Annotated in this window: 22 protein-coding genes and 1 tRNA gene; 9 read left to right on the top strand and 14 right to left on the bottom strand. The window is 32.5% G+C overall.

Going from position 1 to position 16622, the window contains the following annotated elements; all coding sequences use genetic code 11:
- Positions 1–3 precede the first annotated feature (3 nt).
- The 3 genes from thiD to C5F47_RS02835 are packed head-to-tail and all read left to right on the top strand — an operon-like array spanning position 4 to position 2492.
- A complete protein-coding gene (gene thiD, locus C5F47_RS02845; RefSeq protein ID WP_179361400.1) occupies positions 4–1302 on the top strand; it encodes a bifunctional hydroxymethylpyrimidine kinase/phosphomethylpyrimidine kinase in 1299 nt (432 codons plus the stop codon).
- A gap of 55 nt (positions 1303–1357) precedes the next feature.
- Positions 1358–2062: a nucleotidyltransferase family protein gene (locus C5F47_RS02840; protein WP_179361399.1), complete on the top strand. Its 705-nt coding sequence runs from the start codon at positions 1358–1360 to the stop codon at positions 2060–2062.
- On the top strand, positions 2055–2492 hold the full coding sequence (locus C5F47_RS02835) for a GNAT family N-acetyltransferase (protein WP_179361398.1): 438 nt from the start codon (positions 2055–2057) through the stop codon (positions 2490–2492). Before C5F47_RS02840 ends, C5F47_RS02835 begins: the two co-directional genes overlap by 8 nt.
- Here C5F47_RS02835 and C5F47_RS02830 read toward each other — a convergent pair.
- Positions 2489–2929 carry a hypothetical protein gene (locus tag C5F47_RS02830; protein WP_179361397.1) on the bottom strand — a complete coding sequence of 147 codons (441 nt, stop codon included), beginning with the start codon at positions 2927–2929 and terminating at the stop codon, positions 2489–2491. The two genes, C5F47_RS02835 and C5F47_RS02830, sit on opposite strands and share 4 nt — an antisense overlap.
- 42 nt (positions 2930–2971) lie before the next feature.
- Entirely contained in the window at positions 2972–3988 is a 1017-nt protein-coding gene (locus C5F47_RS02825) for a galactose-1-phosphate uridylyltransferase (RefSeq protein WP_179361396.1), read from the bottom strand.
- A gap of 257 nt (positions 3989–4245) precedes the next feature.
- Between C5F47_RS02825 and C5F47_RS02820 the strand changes: the two genes are divergently transcribed.
- Positions 4246–5511: a BPG-independent phosphoglycerate mutase family protein gene (locus C5F47_RS02820; RefSeq protein ID WP_179361395.1), complete on the top strand. Its 1266-nt coding sequence runs from the start codon at positions 4246–4248 to the stop codon at positions 5509–5511.
- Here C5F47_RS02820 and C5F47_RS02815 read toward each other — a convergent pair.
- The gene (locus C5F47_RS02815; protein WP_179361394.1) at positions 5495–6058 is read right to left on the bottom strand and encodes a DUF309 domain-containing protein; all 564 of its coding nucleotides are present in this window, start codon (positions 6056–6058) and stop codon (positions 5495–5497) included. The two genes, C5F47_RS02820 and C5F47_RS02815, sit on opposite strands and share 17 nt — an antisense overlap.
- 82 nt (positions 6059–6140) lie before the next feature.
- Here C5F47_RS02815 and C5F47_RS02810 point away from each other — a divergent pair, with 82 nt between their 5' ends.
- Complete coding sequence (locus C5F47_RS02810) at positions 6141–6557, top strand: eS24 family ribosomal protein (RefSeq protein WP_179361393.1); 417 nt, start codon at positions 6141–6143, stop codon at positions 6555–6557.
- Positions 6557–6742, top strand: a complete 186-nt coding sequence (locus tag C5F47_RS02805; protein WP_179361392.1) for a 30S ribosomal protein S27ae — start codon at positions 6557–6559, stop codon at positions 6740–6742. Before C5F47_RS02810 ends, C5F47_RS02805 begins: the two co-directional genes overlap by 1 nt.
- Positions 6743–6751: 9 nt before the next feature.
- Here the strand turns inward: C5F47_RS02805 and C5F47_RS02800 are convergent, their stop codons facing one another.
- From C5F47_RS02800 to C5F47_RS02770, 7 genes are all read right to left on the bottom strand, one after another.
- On the bottom strand, positions 6752–7288 hold the full coding sequence (locus C5F47_RS02800) for an MEDS domain-containing protein (RefSeq protein WP_179361391.1): 537 nt from the start codon (positions 7286–7288) through the stop codon (positions 6752–6754).
- Between the two features lie 50 nt (positions 7289–7338).
- A complete protein-coding gene (locus C5F47_RS02795) occupies positions 7339–8046 on the bottom strand; it encodes a hypothetical protein (protein ID WP_179361390.1) in 708 nt (235 codons plus the stop codon).
- A 173-nt stretch (positions 8047–8219) separates the two neighbouring features.
- Positions 8220–9362, bottom strand: a complete 1143-nt coding sequence (locus C5F47_RS02790; protein ID WP_179361389.1) for a tRNA pseudouridine(54/55) synthase Pus10 — start codon at positions 9360–9362, stop codon at positions 8220–8222.
- A 26-nt stretch (positions 9363–9388) separates the two neighbouring features.
- Entirely contained in the window at positions 9389–10717 is a 1329-nt protein-coding gene (locus C5F47_RS02785; protein ID WP_179361388.1) for a signal recognition particle receptor subunit alpha, read from the bottom strand.
- Complete coding sequence (locus tag C5F47_RS02780) at positions 10710–11399, bottom strand: diphthine--ammonia ligase (RefSeq protein ID WP_179361387.1); 690 nt, start codon at positions 11397–11399, stop codon at positions 10710–10712. The genes C5F47_RS02785 and C5F47_RS02780 overlap by 8 nt, the downstream gene beginning before the upstream one ends.
- 117 nt (positions 11400–11516) lie before the next feature.
- Positions 11517–11927 carry a translation initiation factor IF-5A gene (locus C5F47_RS02775; protein ID WP_179361386.1) on the bottom strand — a complete coding sequence of 137 codons (411 nt, stop codon included), beginning with the start codon at positions 11925–11927 and terminating at the stop codon, positions 11517–11519.
- Between the two features lie 33 nt (positions 11928–11960).
- Positions 11961–12572 carry a hypothetical protein gene (locus C5F47_RS02770; protein WP_179361385.1) on the bottom strand — a complete coding sequence of 204 codons (612 nt, stop codon included), beginning with the start codon at positions 12570–12572 and terminating at the stop codon, positions 11961–11963.
- A 109-nt stretch (positions 12573–12681) separates the two neighbouring features.
- On the opposite strand from C5F47_RS02770, the gene C5F47_RS02765 reads away from it, so the two are divergent.
- Positions 12682–12808, top strand: a tRNA-Tyr gene (locus C5F47_RS02765).
- A 92-nt stretch (positions 12809–12900) separates the two neighbouring features.
- Here C5F47_RS02765 and C5F47_RS02760 read toward each other — a convergent pair.
- Positions 12901–13092: a cold-shock protein gene (locus C5F47_RS02760; RefSeq protein WP_179361384.1), complete on the bottom strand. Its 192-nt coding sequence runs from the start codon at positions 13090–13092 to the stop codon at positions 12901–12903.
- A 70-nt stretch (positions 13093–13162) separates the two neighbouring features.
- On the bottom strand, positions 13163–13474 hold the full coding sequence (gene eif1A, locus C5F47_RS02755; RefSeq protein WP_179361383.1) for a translation initiation factor eIF-1A: 312 nt from the start codon (positions 13472–13474) through the stop codon (positions 13163–13165).
- A gap of 102 nt (positions 13475–13576) precedes the next feature.
- On the opposite strand from eif1A, the gene C5F47_RS02750 reads away from it, so the two are divergent.
- Together C5F47_RS02750 and C5F47_RS02745 are read left to right on the top strand one after the other, a co-directional pair.
- Complete coding sequence (locus C5F47_RS02750; RefSeq protein WP_179361382.1) at positions 13577–14143, top strand: YkgJ family cysteine cluster protein; 567 nt, start codon at positions 13577–13579, stop codon at positions 14141–14143.
- A gap of 66 nt (positions 14144–14209) precedes the next feature.
- Positions 14210–14710, top strand: a complete 501-nt coding sequence (locus C5F47_RS02745) for an Lrp/AsnC family transcriptional regulator (RefSeq protein WP_179361381.1) — start codon at positions 14210–14212, stop codon at positions 14708–14710.
- Here the strand turns inward: C5F47_RS02745 and C5F47_RS02740 are convergent.
- Together C5F47_RS02740 and C5F47_RS02735 are read right to left on the bottom strand one after the other, a co-directional pair.
- Positions 14702–15451 carry a response regulator gene (locus C5F47_RS02740; protein ID WP_179361380.1) on the bottom strand — a complete coding sequence of 250 codons (750 nt, stop codon included), beginning with the start codon at positions 15449–15451 and terminating at the stop codon, positions 14702–14704. The two genes, C5F47_RS02745 and C5F47_RS02740, sit on opposite strands and share 9 nt — an antisense overlap.
- 51 nt (positions 15452–15502) lie before the next feature.
- Positions 15503–16555 carry an alcohol dehydrogenase gene (locus C5F47_RS02735; protein ID WP_179361379.1) on the bottom strand — a complete coding sequence of 351 codons (1053 nt, stop codon included), beginning with the start codon at positions 16553–16555 and terminating at the stop codon, positions 15503–15505.
- Positions 16556–16622: the final 67 nt, after the last annotated feature.

The raw sequence follows: 16622 nt of genomic DNA, 5'->3' as shown, positions 1-16622 counted from the left end.
CTAATGAACATATTATCCATAGGAGGATCTGATCCATCTTCAGGTGCAGGAATCCAAAGTGACGTAAAAGCATTTACAGAATTTGGAGCATATGGATTAACAGTTATCACTGCAATCACAAGTCAAAATACATCAAGTTTTGGGATGGTTGAACCTTTATCAAACAAAGTATTGAAAAACCAAATCGAATCAGTAATTACAGATTTTCAAATAGATGGAATAAAAATTGGGATGGTGTTTAATTCAGAAATTATCAAAACAATTTATCAACAATTAAAAAAATTAAAAATTCCAATTGTAGTAGATCCAGTAATCAAATCAACTACAGGAGGGGCACTGATAGAAAAGAAAGCTATTGATGATTTTCAAAAATACATCATTCCATTAGCAACGGTAATCACGCCAAACAAATTTGAGGCTGAAATATTATCAAAATCAAAAATTAATTCAAAAAACACCATTGAAAAAATTGCAAAAAGAATCCAAAAAATGGGAGCAAGGAATGTAGTCATCACAGGAATTGAGGGGAAAAACAACAAGGTGACAGATTTTGTTTTGGAGAAAAATGCAAAGTATCAGATTTCAGGGGATAAAATTAGTGGCATAAATCATGGAAGTGGATGTAGTTATTCAGCTGCAATGATATTTGCCATTTCAAATAAGAAAACAATTCGGGAATCAGTAAAATTTGCAAAGGAATTTGCTTATGATTCAATCAAAAATGCAAAAAAAGTAGGAAAAGGAATCAAAATAACTAGTCAGAAAAAAGACAAAATAAATTTAGAATTATCCCAATCGATAAACAAATTTACAAAAATTAAAAATATTTACAAAAATATTCCTGAATGCCAAACAAATTTTGTTTACTCCAAACAAAACCCCAAATCTACAAAGGACATTTTAGGGTTATCAGGAAGAATAGTAAAAGCTGGAAATGAAGTTATAGTTGCAGGTAATTTAACATATGGAGGATCTAAACATGTTGCAACCGCGCTACTTACAGTGAATAAAAAATTTCCACAAATTTATTCTGCAATAAATTTAAAATATCAAAATTCAACAATCTCTAAAATTAGAAAATCAAAATTAACAGTATCTAGTTATGATAGAACTCAAGAACCAAATGATATTAAAAATAAAGGTTCAACAGTTGCATGGGGAATTAAAAATGCAATTAAAAAATTGAAAACACCGCCAGATGTAATTTTTCACAAAGGAGATTTTGGAAAAGAGGCAATGATAATTGTTTTTGGAGAAACGCCAAAAAATACAATGAAGAAATTATTAAAAATTACAGGATAAAATTCTAGTCTAAAATCATCCTTGAACATAAATAGTCATATCTCAAATAGGATTTGTGAAAACAGTAATTTTAGCAGGAGGTATAGGTACTAGATTACGTCCATTAACATTAAAGACACCAAAACCAATGTTGCTATTAGGTAAAAAACCAATTTTAGAACATCTTATTGAATGGAATAAAAAAAATGGAGTAAAATCATTTGTTTTGTGTGTAAGTTATCTTAGAAAATCAATTGAGGATTATTTTGGTAATGGAGAAAAATTTGGGGTGAACATAGAATATGCAATTTCAAATAAACCACTTGCTACTGCAGGTCAACTAAAAACGGCAGAAGAATTCATTGATGATTCTTTTGTTTGTATGTATGGAGATTCAATATTTGATTTTAATCTTAGAAACATGATTAAACAACACAAAGCAAAAAAAGCATTTGTCACCATGAGTCTTAATGAATACAAAACCAATTTAGAATATGGAGTAATTGATGTGTCAAAAACAGGCAGGGTACTAAGTTGGAAAGAAAAACCAGAGATAAAAGCAAATGTGAACATGGGATGCTATGTAATGGAACCAAAAGTGTTCAGTCTAATTCCAAAGAATAAACCATACGGGATGGATGATGTGATAAAAAAAGCCATGACCAGTAAAAAACTAGTCAGTAGTTTCATTACAAAAAAAGGATTTACAGATATAGGTAACAAGGCATCATATGAAAAAGCATCTAAAGAATATACTCAAAAACGAGGAAAAAATGAGTGAGATCATTATCAGAGAATTAAAAGAAGAAGATCTATGGAATGGATTCTTAAAATCACTGGATTCATTAAAACAAGCAAGCAACATTGAAAAATCAAAAGCAAAAGAGATTTTTGAGAAAATCAATGCAAACCCAGATCATATCATTGCAGTTGCAGAAAAAGATGGAAAAATTGTAGGATCCACAACACTACTCATAGAATCTAAATTCATTCATGATGGGGGTTTGGTTGGGCATATTGAAGACGTGGTGGTGAATAAAGAATATCAAGGTCAGAAAATTGGAGAAAAAATTATGAAATATCTCATCGATGTTTCAAAAAAACGAGGCTGTTACAAGACAATTTTGGATTGTACAGATGATGTAAAACCATTTTATGAAAAATTAGGATTCAAGCAAGTAGCTAGTGAATTAAGATTAGATAATATCTAAAAAAATTCTTTTTTTGGACGACGCTTTTTTTCTTTTGTCAAATACGCACCTACAACAATTACAGGTATAGATAATATCATAAACAAAATAGGAGTATACTTTACAACATCTGTGATATAGACATCATCGATTTGATCAACCATGGAATAAGTGACCAACATTCCTACCAACATAATTACTCCACCTATAGCTATCAACCCACCAACAGGTTTTGAGCCATACTGTCTTGTCATTATGAAAGGAACTGCAGCTAGAATTCCAGCAGGTGCAACACCAATTGAAATGAATTGAAATATTTTTGGATCAGCATCAAATTTTATTGAGAATTCAATAGCTTCGGGAACATCTGTCATAAAATAGTAAATTGAAATCATTTCTCCAGCAAACATTGCAAACAAACCAAGACTGGTTACTGCAAGCCATTTTTCTATTGCCATAATTCTAACAGATTCTAATTGATAAATAAACCATTCAAAAAATCACACTATGCCAACTAAGTTGGCTAGTTCTTTCCTGCAAGCTGCTCCAAGTTTTTCAGCTGCTTGTTCAGGAGAAATATCATTTAAGAAAATTCCATATCCACGCTCTAATCCAGACCAAGATTTTGTGATAGGATAAATTTCAATATGCCAATGAATTTGTCTACTGTTTTTCTTTTCAGGAGATAAATGGAAAACTAAATTGTATGAAACGTTTTTCACAGTTTTTGACAAACCGCCCAAAGTTGCTCGAAGAATCAAGGACAAATCATTGATTTCTTTTTGAGTAATTTTTGAGAAACTTGTAGTGTGTTTTTTTGGAGAAATCCAAAATTCATAAGGATATGAAGGAGACCAAGGGCAAAATGCAATAAATCCTTCAGTCTGAAGTACCTGCCTAGGTCCACTGATTTCTTCGTTAACTGTTTGACACATTGGACATACACCTTTTTCGTTTAAAATTTTGTGAGATGCTTCAGCCTCAGTTTCAATTACTGGAGGAATTGTAGAGAAAGTCAACAAGTTAAGATGAGGATGAGGGTTTGCATTACCTGCCAAGTCACCATGATCTCCATAAATCGAAACATAAGTGACACCCTTTTGCGTGTATAACCATCGAAGTCTATCTTGCACAACGACTAGAACGTTAGACCATTGTTCAGTATCAATTGTTGCAAAAGAATCTTTTTCGTTTGGAGATGCAACTACAATGTAATGATATCCATATGCAGGTTCACTGTAAAATGGTTTGTCGCTGTAGGAATTTTCAGTTTCAATAGATACAATAGGATTTTTACTTTCAAAAACTCGGATAGCCCAATTCTTAACATATTCATCTTCATTGTCTTGAAGACGTTGTAGCATTCCATCTTTTGCAACTAGAGATAAAACAGAAGGATTGGTCATAGATTCATTGCCAGGGGCAAACGGAGATTTTTTTGGGTCAACTACTTTGTCGTCTTTTTTTGCGACAATCATGAAACGCTCAGAAACATAATCTTTGCGCATATCCCCCATAATGGTTAATGGAAGTAAAATGTATGTTAAAACGTTTACTAAGATCTGTTAGAATTCAATTTTAAAAATAATTTTTCAAAAAAATCTAAAAAATAAGAAAATCCTATTTTCATCAAAAATAATTTCTATGAAAAAAAAGAAAAGAAAAATTTGTGAACGTTATGTTTTACTTTGATCGCATTTTTTGTTGCAAGATTTAAAACAGAGGATTAGATCCTGTACAATCAGGGAATATTTTGGAGAATTCTGATATTCACATGATCTATGTTCTTTTGGATGGAGTAGGAGATCTCCCACACCCAGATTTAGATGGAAAGACACCACTAGAGGCTGCAAATACACCCATTTTAGATAAAATTGCCAGTAATGGTTCCATCGGAGAGGTAATATCAGTAGGAAAAGGAATTGCTCCTGAATCAGATATCGCAGTATTCAATATGTTAGGATACAAATTCAAACATGAAGATTATGCTGGTAGGGGAGTCATCGAAGCAATTGGAATTGGAATTGACTTTAAAGATGGAGATTTGGCACTTAGAGGGAATTATTCCACATTAAATGAAGAAGAAGTGATTATCGATAGACGAGCAGGCAGACATATTGAAAAAGAAGATGCAGATGGAATTGCAAAAGAAATTGAAGAAAAAATTCAATTGTCATCCCCAGATGTATCAGTAGTAGTTTCTCCAACAATAGGTCACAGAGTAACAGTTAGAATAAGAAAAAATTCACAAAAATTATCCTCAAAAATTACCAATACTGATCCTGCCTACAGCAATATTGGAGGGATGGGAGTTGCAAAAGCAGTTGGAGATTTTCTAAAAATTGAAAAGTGTTTACCATTAGAAGATACAGAAGAATCAAAATTTACTGCAAATCTTGTAAATGAATTTTCAGAAAAATCAATTGACATTATGAAAGAAAGTCAAATTAATAAAAAAAGACAAAGTGAAAATAAGAAAGCACTTAGTTGTATTTTGCTTAGAGATGCAGGAAACAAATATCCCGATGTCATTCCAATTAATGAAAAATACGGAATGAATTTTTCATGTATAGTCGACATGCCAGTAGAGCTTGGAATTTCAGAAGTTCTAGAAATGAAAGCATTTGAAGCTGGAGGATTAACAGATTATGAAGAAAAAGCAAGAGTAGCAGCTAAAGCAATGGAAACTCAAAATTCAATCTATGTACATCTTAAAGGACCAGATGAATTTGGTCATGACGGAGATGCAATAGGCAAAATGAAAAATATTGAAGAAATTGATCAAAGATTCTTTAAAACACTTGTTGAAAATATCGATTCGAGTAAAGTGGCAATCATAATATCTGCAGATCATTCAACTCCTTGTATTAACAAAGGACATAGTGATGATCCAGTTCCAGTTGTTGTTTCCGGAGATTTTATCAAAAATGATGGAACTACCAGAATGACTGAAGAACAAGCAAAGAAAGGCAGTATTGGCTTACTCCAAGGTGCAGAAGTTGTTTCAAAATCCCTAGAACTAATTAAATCTCAAACCTAGTTAATTTCTTAGATTGTTGCATTTCAATTGCTTTCTTTCTTATTCTATCAACATCAATTGAATGATACATAGAAGGTGAAGTGCCTAATTTCTCCAAAGCTCTGCCCAACATCCCTACACCAATACTTTCTTCGTTTTCTTGTTGATGAGCAAATGCAACTGCAACTAGAATAATTCCTTGGACTAGTTCTTTTTCTCTTCCATAACATTGATTCCAAACACCTTCAAATGCTTCATGACATTCCCAAAATCTTTCATTATTATAGAAAAATATTCCATCTGTGATGCCTTTCTCTTTTTCAATGTGCTCTTCAAACACATGTCTAACATTATCAAGATCACCAATTGGGGATAGCTTATCAACTAGAGTATCAAGATCTTCTTTTTCTGCAGCAACATCAAATTCGATAAATTTTGTAGCTACTCTTGCAAGTCTTACAGACACATTTTTCATGTCAGCCGCTAGATCTCTTGCCTTATGCGCAAGCTCTCTGCAATTCTGAGGCAAATATTTCTCATTTTTAAAATGGAGTAAATATCGTTCCACAAGATAGTTTTGAAGGATTTTCTTAAATTTCTTCTGTATTTGCAATCAAGGTTTATATGAAATATCCAGAGATTTTTGATACATGTCCATAATAGAGACAATTACAGACGTCAATAACAGCTTTCTATCTAGAAGAGAATTGACTTGTAATTTTGCAGGATTAGGAGGCAAACTAAAGACCCTTGAAGCTGCAGATATGGTTACAAAAGAATTCAAACTTGATGGCAAATTTGTAATTCCAATGAGATTAAAAACTCATGTCGGAAAATCTCTTGTTACAGGAACATTCTATGTTTATGATGATGAAGGATTGGCAAAAAAACATGTCAATCCAACAATATTTTCAAGACTAGAAAAAACTAAAGCAAAAATTGCAGAAGCTGATGCTGCAGCAAAAGAAGCAGAAGCACCAGCTGAAGATGCACCTGCAGAAGCTACTGAAGCAAAAGCTGAAGATGCACCTGCAGAAGAAACCAAAAAAGAGGAGAAAACTGAATAATGCCGGTAGAGAAAAAAGGCAAAAAAGGTTCTAGTCCAAGCATCGCATCATACTATAAAATTGATGGAGATAAAACCTCAAGAACCAGAAAAGTATGTTCAAGATGTGGAAAAGGAACTTTCATGGCAGAACATAAAGACAGACACACATGTGGAAAATGTGGACTAACAGAATTTAATCAATAAAAATTTTAATTATTTCAAAATTACTTGTGAGAAACTACCATCATCATTTTCAAAGATTGCATGATCATGAGTAGACATTGCCATTTTCATCATTTTTGTAAAAGATTCATTTTCTATTCCAGTTTTAAAAGTACAAAATAATTTAATTTTTTCATTAGCTAGAGAATCCAAAAAATTTTCTATTTCAGTAATTTCGGAAATTACTTTTTGTGAAAATCTAGACATGTCACCCAACACATTAAATGCAATTCTACCTTCAAAGGAAGGATTCAGAATAATTTTTCTAATTTTTTCCATTTTTTCTTCAAACAATGATGAATGTAAAACAGGATCTGGCAAATTGAAATATGAAAATAGTTTGATCACAGTGCTAGGATTATGATTTTCTTTCAAATACTCTAGAATATTATTTGCGTCAGATTGAGTAGTTAGAAACACACATCGTTCATGCTCATTAATTCCAACATTAAAAAATTCTAATATTTTATCATGAATTCCATCATCTGTTTTATAGAATAAAGTCTGATGAAACTGAGTATTTTTCACATTACCAATAAGGCATTTTTATTATATAAGCAGAGTTCCAATTTGAGATTTTAATAAAGTCTTTTTTTATGAATTTTTGAACTTTTTTCTTCTAGTTGCTCCATTTTAGTGATAAATGCAGGATCAAGTTTTATTTTAGAAAGGGATTCGGCAGATAATTTTACAGTGTTTGTATCTAAAGAAATGTTTGATTTTGGAAGATTTCTATCAGCCCAAAATTTCATAACCTTATCTTCAAGTTTAAAATCACGAAAGCCTGCAGGGAATTTCTTTGTTATATGATTTAGTAGAGTTCTATCTTTAAAGACAACCCGAGGTTCAAACAATCGAGTTTCATCACTGTAAACATTTTCAAATAAATTTCCTGAAAGTTCATCGGATAATAATTCCATTTTAGATATTTTTCTCATCAAATCCAAAAAATGTAAAAATTCATGAGCTAAAATTGCATGAATTGTTCCTTTCAAACCATATGCGATTAGCGGAGCAGATATTTGAATAACTACTTGAAATTTTTCTTCAAACAGAATAGGAATAGTTCTAGCAAACAAAATTCCAAATTCATATGAATTAGGATTTGGAGATGATAAGACCAATGAAGGTTCAACGTAAGCAATAGGATATCTAATTCCAGATGCTTTTTCAATTCGATTAATTCCTGCAATAGTAATGGGAAATCGTTTCATTGTTAATTCAAAAACATCATCAGGGATGATTCCTTTAGAATGTGCTTCTTTGAAACGAACTAACGGATCCAACAGTACCCCTCGACAATTTTGAACGTAAAAAGGTTGATTAGATCAAGAACGTGGTTTGCCTGCTTTCTTTTTTTTCTTGGTAGCAGCCCTTTGATCAGCATGTCTTTGGTGTTTACCTTTTTTTCTTATTGGCATGAATATTTGCAATAATTAGCGCTAGTTAATTGTTATCATTATACTACAATATCCAAAAAATCAAATTCTTGGCACACACATGAAGTATCAAGTATTTTTGAGATCCCAGGAGCAACATCATCGCCAATAACAAATCGTTTGATAGGAAGACCGCCTTCAGCCTTGATATTCAAAGTAAATGCATTCTTTGAGATTTTTTTGTATTTTACTTGAAAGATTCTCTTCTCAGAACGTTTTCCAGATTTTTCATAGACAACTATTGGATTTAGAGTCAAATCTTTTAATTTTTTTAGATGTTTTGAATTAATTGGAGATTCACTGGAAATTGTTATTTTAATAGTGGAAACAAATTTCAAAGATTTTTTCGGAGATTCATAAACTAACTTTAGATTGGATAAGTTTATCGTGTTGATTGTCGTATCAGATAGTCTTACTTTTCTTTTTAATGGATTTTGTATTTTAACAAAAAAAGGCCTACCAGATCCTAGAACTAAGCTTGATTGATCCTCACCTCCAATCCAGGTAAATTTTGCAGTAGTTCCACCAAATTTTTTAAAAATTAGTTTTGAGATGGATCCCTCAACACTATCATATTCTGTAATGCCATGAAAATTACAAATCCGACACCCTTTACCTGAACAATTATCACAAGATTTTTGTTTCTGCGGAAATCCTCGTTGTGATTTCACATATCTTCCTGAAAGAGTGATTGATTTTGAACGTAATTGGCATGATTCATCTTTAAAATTTACAGTAAAAGTTGCATCAGGATCCACAGGATCAAGTATTTTCTTTGTTTTTCTAGAATATAGTCTTCCTAGTTCTTTGGTAATGTCAGTCTTGATACTATCAATTCCCTTTAGCTTGAATTCAGAACGTATAGAATCATCTCTATCAACTATGGATGGTTTTACTGTAGTACCAACACTAAAAGTGGTAAAAGAATAGTTTGATGAAGCATTCATCATTAATTTTAAAAAATAATTTAGATTGTCAAACAGATTTTTACAAACATAACATTTTTCAGAAGAGCCAAATTTTTTGTGTAATTTTTTTCCCAATAGTTTGTTTGATGACAAATGTAGTGGTTTGGAAAATAGCCTACCCAAACAATTATCACATAAAGGATATTTTTTTAGAATTTTACCAGCAATAGGAACAATTTCTAGGTAAGTAGACATGTTTGAATTGAAATTTAGGTATGAGATTATCCTAATCCCATTTTTCTAAGAGTTCCTTGCATTTGACGGCCTTTTGAAGCCTTCATCATATTCTTAGAATTTTTATAATTTTTTATTAATTCTTTAACTTCACCCTCAGGCCATCCTGAACCACGGGATATTCTTTTGATTCTAGATGAGTTAAGCAACCCTTCAGGGTCTGCTTTTTCTGCTTTGGTCATACTTTGAATAATGTATCTCCATTTGGTAACTCTACCTTCCATTTGATCAACTTGATCACCTTTTACCATTCCAGATAAACCAGGCATACTGTCAAGAATTCCTTGCAACGAACCCATTTTGCTAACTTCTTCTAACTGAGAAAGAAAATCCTCCATGTTCATTTTTCCACTAGAAATTCTTTTCATTCTAACGTCGTCACCTTCGTTTTCTAATCGTTTAGCTAAATCCAAAACAGCTTGAATGTCACCCATTCCAAGTAATCTTCCAACAAACCTAGTAGGAGAGAATTTTTCTAAATCATCAATTCTCTCACCAGTTCCAATGTACATTATTTGTGCACCAGTTGCTGCAGATGCTGCAAGTGCACCACCACCTTTTGCAGAACTATCTAATTTTGTAATGATTACACCTCCAACAGGAATAGTTTTGTGGAAAGCTTCAGCTTGATTGAAACATTGTTGTCCTATTGTACCATCAATTACAAGTAAAGCTAAATCAGGATCTGCTACTTTGTTAATCCTTTCCATCTCTTCAAGTAAATCTTGTTCTTCTTTATGACGACCAGCAGTATCAATTATAATTACATCCAAAGTTTGGCCTGCAAAATGCTTTAACCCATTTTTTACAATGTTAGGAGAATCTTTGTTATTTTCTTCTCCATAAACTTCAACATTTGATTTTTCACACATGGTTCTTAGTTGAACTAATGCACCTGGGCGGTAGGTATCAGCACCTACAACACCAACTTTGTATCCCTGACCAGTTAAAAATTTGGCAAGTTTTGATGCCACAGTAGTTTTACCACTGCCTTGAATTCCAAGTAAAATTATCTTATTTTGCCTATCAGGTTTAAAATCAAAATTGGACTCATTTCCAAGTAGTTTTGATAGTTCATCATAGAGAATTTTCACGATATGATCTTTGCGTGAAAGCCCAGGAGGAGGTGTTTCGTTTAGAGCACGTTCCTCAAGATTTTTTGTAATTTCTAGTACAAGTCGCACATTAACATCAGATTGCAATAATGCCCTTTGAACATCTTTTGAGAGTTCTTTGATTAACTCCTCATCAATTCCTGAAGATTTTACAATTTTTTTGATTGCGTCCCCTAAACTTGTCTTAAGGCCATCAAGCATTGTAATTCAATTCCGCATCCACTATTTCAAACCTTCCTCTGTATCCATCCCAATTTTTTTCAGTTTGATTAATTTTGATCGAGTGTTCAAACAAAGGACAATTTATTACAAAAGTTTCAGCCTCACCCCCTTCAAAAGTTAAATTAAATCCAAATTTTTCTGATAATGATTTCATCGAAGCAACATCAGATTTTGAAATAATTTTCCCCAACCAAGAATCATCCAACCCATCAGATGATACAGTGATCATAATAAAATTAAATTTTGCATCTACCAAATCATTCATGTAAGATTCAGGTTCAGTGTCCCATAATGGAGCAATAACATGTAAATTTAATTTTGAACATATGTTTTCAAACTTTTCTTTTTGAAATTTACTTTTAATTCCACCATGAACTAGGCCGTCTATTTGATATTTGTCAATTGCATTTTGTAACAAATTTTCCAATAATGACAATTCATTGTCAGTTTGATCAGAATTTGATGTAATAGTTAATTGAGGTATTTTCATTGAATCTGATTGAAGTTTAGTCCATTTCATGTTAGGATAATGAAGTAGATGACTCTCATCAGAATTTGGAAAAACACTCAAGAGACACTTAATTTCATGACCCTGTTTTTGTGCTAGATAGATTGCATAAGTACTATCTTTACCACCTGAAAAAAGAGAAGCTAATTTCATTATCTAAAAAATATTCAATCGGATAAATTTTTTAAGTTTATTCAAAAAGGACGCTTCAATACTCATAATCGTCATCATAAAATCAGACGGCTTTTCCGATAATCATCAGCATCCGCACTAGTTCTTAATGCGCATTATTTTAGTTCTATCCATTACAACCCAGTATTCCACGTTTTGACCATTTTCTAATTTTCCTTGGACTTCTTCATCAATCAAATTGATGTCTAAAGTCTCAAAGGATTCGGAATCCATGACTTGTACGGTATCACCGTTAATTGAGATTATCTGACCAACTTTTTTGTTAATCATTGGAATGTGAATTTGCATACTGACAGGGCCAACATGAGGTCTTTTTTGACCATCAAAAATTCCTTCACCAACAATTCTTGCTTTAGCTGCTCCGTGTTTACCTGGTTTTGATGTATCATATTCTACAATTCTACATGGCTCTCCGCTAGGTTGATCAGAGTGAGGCAATAGAATGTATGAACCGATTTTCAAGGAACCAAGATCAGAAGGTTTACTCATGAAAAACAGTTTTTGGTCGAATATTTAACTTTTCTACTTTAGTTGATCAAGAATGGAGAGACTCATCAAATTAGTCATCGTCATTCCTTTTCGATTTATATCTCGTCTAGTTTGATCACAATACTTCTTTACACTTTGATGACTCTTTTCACTTGCAACTTCAATTACTACAATATTTTCAGAGTATGGAAAAGTAAATTTTGAAGGGTTTAAGCAATAGGTACTCATGTTTCCAAATCCAGCTATCTCAATTTTGTCTCTTTTTAGTAATAGATTTGCAATTTCCTGTAAATCATCACCATCATCTCCATATTCTAGATAATACACAGAAACAAAATTTGTTTCACCCGGAACTTCTCTTTGGAAAAGATCATCTTTGATGTTAAACAAAAATGATGTTTTGTCTTGGTTGTGCTCGATAAGATCTTTTGTTATTTGTGCACTGTCTTTGAATTTTGCTAAAATGTAATGATTTGTAGAATCAGAAAAATAGGGTTTACTTTCAGTAGAAAATGTTCCTGTAACAAAGAATAATTTTTCAATATTTTTTGAATTTGTCCAAGACTCCTTTAATTCAACAGACTCATGGTTGTGCAAATAGGGTGCACAAACATAACCAGAATAAGATAATTCTAGCTTTGACAAGACGTTTTCAACATCTTTTCAGACTATTTATGCTTTAGAGATCAAAACGATCATTTAGGAAAAATCATCTACGATAGTTTTTTAATAGTAGAGATCTTCGTTTTTTTGTCCCGTGGTAGCTCAGCCTGGTAGAGCTTCCGGCTGTAGTTGTTGGCTTTAGATGGCTGACCGAAAAACAGCATATCAGGCATACAGAAACCGGGTTGTCGGTGGTTCAATTCCGCCCCGCGGGACCACAATTTTTTATAAAAAAATATTTTAAAAATAATAAAAAGATAGACTAGTTTAAGAAAACAAAGTTGAAATCTTAAATTAAAAAACTTGTTGCCTATGCTGATTTTTTGACTTTTTGGGCTGCTGGTCCTTTTTGACCTTCGCCTATTTCGAACTCGACTTTATCGCCTTCGTTGATGAATCCGTCAACATCTGATTTGTGAACAAATAGATCGTCTCCACCTTCTCTCTCGATAAAACCAAAGCCCTTAGTACGGTTAAACCATTTTACGGTGCCTTGTTCCATTTGATTCTCAAGCAATTAACTCACTATATTAACTAAAGCATCAAAATAGAATTCAGTAGATGTCTAGAGATTAGAAATCTTTTGCAATGTGCTTGTTATCTTTAAGCCACTCAACTTGAGGAAGTGTAAACCTCCAAACAATATCACCACGTTCATTTTCATTGAAATCCCATGGTGCAATAATTACAATATCGTTATCCCTAATCCAAACTCTTCTCTTTAATTTTCCTCTAATTCTTCCACGTCTAGTTACACCATCGTCACATTTTATCATGACATTTTCACCACCGAGCATTTTCAATACACGGCCAAAAAGTTCACCCTCTTCAGGTAATCTGATTTCTTTTAGAGCACTTTCGTTTTTTACTTGGCGCTTTCCCATAATGCTCATTATCATTATGAGCATATAACTGGTAGGGTTTTTGAGAAACAAAATACGGGTAGAATTCACAAGAGATTTTTAATCAATAGGGTGAAAAAACATATGGAATTTCAATGTGTTGAAGAATGCTCTCAATGCTGTATTGAAAGGGAATACTATCCTAGTAAAAAATTTGGTAAAATAGGAGTGTTGATTCTTCCTGAAGAAAAAGAACGAATTGAAAAACTAGCAATAAAAAATAAGATAGAAATCAAAATTTTGCCAAGGATTGGAATTTCTGAAAAAAAAGATATGCTTCCAACAAAAATTTTGGCATATCAGTTAATGGGTCATGAAGAAAATGGTAACACTTGTCCATTTCTAGATAAAGAAAGTGGAGAAAAATCACCACACGGTGGTTTACCATGTAAAATTTACAATGAAAGACCTCTTGCATGTTCAGCGTATCCATTAATTGAATCAGAACCAATTGCACTTGATCAAAAATGTAAATTCTGTAAAGAGCATGGGAATGCAGAGAGTAATCTTAATTCAGAAATTGAATCACTTTTAAAAATTAAAGAAAAAATGATTGCAGAGACAGGGTACATTTGGAGATATGCTACAAATATTGGAGAACCAGAGGATCAAGAAATAATGGAATCAGGATGGATTCTAGAAGAAACATAATCCCAAAAATAGGAATTAGTAGTAGTTCATACAAAAATTCAAAAGGCATTACAACATGGGATTGGTATGAGTGATGATGCATGGTCAAATTTAGATAAAGTTGATCAAAAAATAATTGAAATTCTCAACAATAATGCCAGAACACCATCAAAGGAAATTGCATCTGAATTAAAAAAATCAGGTCACGATGTATCTGATAGAACAATTAGAAAAAGAATTGAAAGGTTAGAAAAAAGTGGAATCATTAAAGGATACAAAGCAGTTCTTACAGATGTATCAGGAATTAATGAATATCAAGCAGTGTTGATGAAACTAAAACCTTCAAAATCACTTGAAGCAGTAAAAGACTCTATCAAAAATTTCATTACTAAATTAGATAACTATCTTCTAGTCTCCAACATGGAAGGAGAATGGAATATGCTAGTATTACTACAAGTCAATTCTGAAAAAACAAACACATCACAAAAAATAGTAGAAAAATTTTCTGATGAATTAATTGATTATAGAATAAATGAGATAGACATTAAAGATGTGAACATTTTGAACATGTCTTTGCTTTTATTGTAATAGTGTATATTCAGATTCTGCAATATCTATTGCCTTTTTGAGCTCATCAAGCGTAAAGGGTTTTTGAATAAATGCAGATACACCAGTGCTAATTGTTTTGTTTACACGAGCAGTTGTTTTTTCATCAGCAGTAATAACAACAATTTGCAAACTAATTTTTTCCTTAAGTAATTTAGTTGCAACTACATCACCTTCAAGATCAGGCAGTCCCATATCTAAAAGAACTACAGGTTCTTTGTTTTCAGAAAATATTTTTTTGCAGCCTTTAACCCCATCTTTTCCATTTTCAAATACATGTATTTCTGAATAACCTAACTTTTCGGCATATGTTTTTAATTTCATAGCAATTGCTTTACTATCATCAATGATTACAATAGGTCGTGTGACTTGAATTGAAGTTTGGATAATAGTTTTTGCTTTTTGATATGTGTCTTTAGCTTTGTCAAATTCACCTAGACTTAAAAGACATTTTGAAGCACATAGTAAAGCACCTTTGATATTTTTTGAATTCTTTGCATTTGAATATTTTAAAAACAAATCACTAGCCTCTTTAATTTCATTTTCAGAATCTTTGCCTTGTCTTGTTTTACATTCACCTGCAAGCATAAACAATAATGCAGATTTTAGAACTTCAGATTTTTTTAAGGATTCAGCTTGATTCAAAAACAGATTATGTGCAGTGATGAATTGTTTGTTTTTTAGATGGGTTAATGCAACTTCGCAGCTTGTTTTAGTATCCAATATCAGTACTCAATTTTTTTCTGTTATAAAATTTTGTAGTGAGTAATTGAACTAAGGGTTTATCACAGCACGACCAAGGATTTTTCGTGCTTTAAGATCCTCCAAAGCAGCGTTTGCCTCATCAAGAGAATATCTTTTTGAAATAACGGGATTGATCACACCTTTTCTTGCAAGGTCAAGGAGTTCTACCATGTCATTATAATTTCCAGTGTATGCACCTTGAATGGTGATGGATTTTAGTGGAATTGTTACCAAAGATAATTCAAGGGAACCGCCAAATAATCCAACTAGTACAAGATTTCCACGTTTTCTCAAAACTGCCAAACCAGTTTTAACTGTTGGAGGAGCATTAACAAAATCAATTACACTGTCAGCACCTTTTTCATTACATATTGAAAGAATTTTTTTAACAGTATCAGGATCTTTAGAGTTTACAGTAAAATGAGCACCCATTTTTTTTGCAGTTTCTAATTTTGCATCATCTAAATCAACACAGACGATTTTAGCATCAGTAATTTCACTGGCAATTTGAACTCCCATCAATCCCAATCCACCAGCACCTACAATTACAATAAACTCAGGAGAGTTTTGATTTGCTTTTTTTACTGCAGTATATGCGGTTAGTCCAGAACAAGCAAGCGAAGTAGCAGCATCGGGATCTACACCATCAAGTTTTGCTAAATATTTAGAATCAGGGACCAAAGTATAATCAGCATAACCGCCATTTTGAAAAAGACCCATAGATTTTGGAGTATCGCATAAATTTTCATTTCCTACTTTACATGCAGGACATTCCCCACAGCCCATCCAAGGAAAAACTAAGACATCATCACCTACTGAAACATTAGAAACATTCTCTCCAATTTCTTCAATAGTTCCAACTATTTCATGTCCAGGAGTGACAGGGTATTTTACTCCTCTATCAGTAACTTTCAAAAATTCACCATCACCAAGATCATATCCACCTTCCCACAAGTGTAAATCACTGTGACATACACCTTCAGACTTTACCTTTAGTAGAACCTGAGTTCCTTGAGGTTTTGGATTTTCAGATTCAGTTATAGTAAGAGGTTCATTTGGGCCTGGGATTCGGGCAGATTTCATAGTAGGGATTTTCCTCTTAACAATATAAGAGTTGACTGGATGTGAGAAAAAAATAGAGCCCTTAGAT

The sequence above is a fragment of the Nitrosopumilus cobalaminigenes genome (genome assembly GCF_013407145.1).
Lineage (GTDB): Archaea > Thermoproteota > Nitrososphaeria > Nitrososphaerales > Nitrosopumilaceae > Nitrosopumilus > Nitrosopumilus cobalaminigenes.
This window is presented reverse-complemented; position numbering and strand designations above follow the sequence as displayed.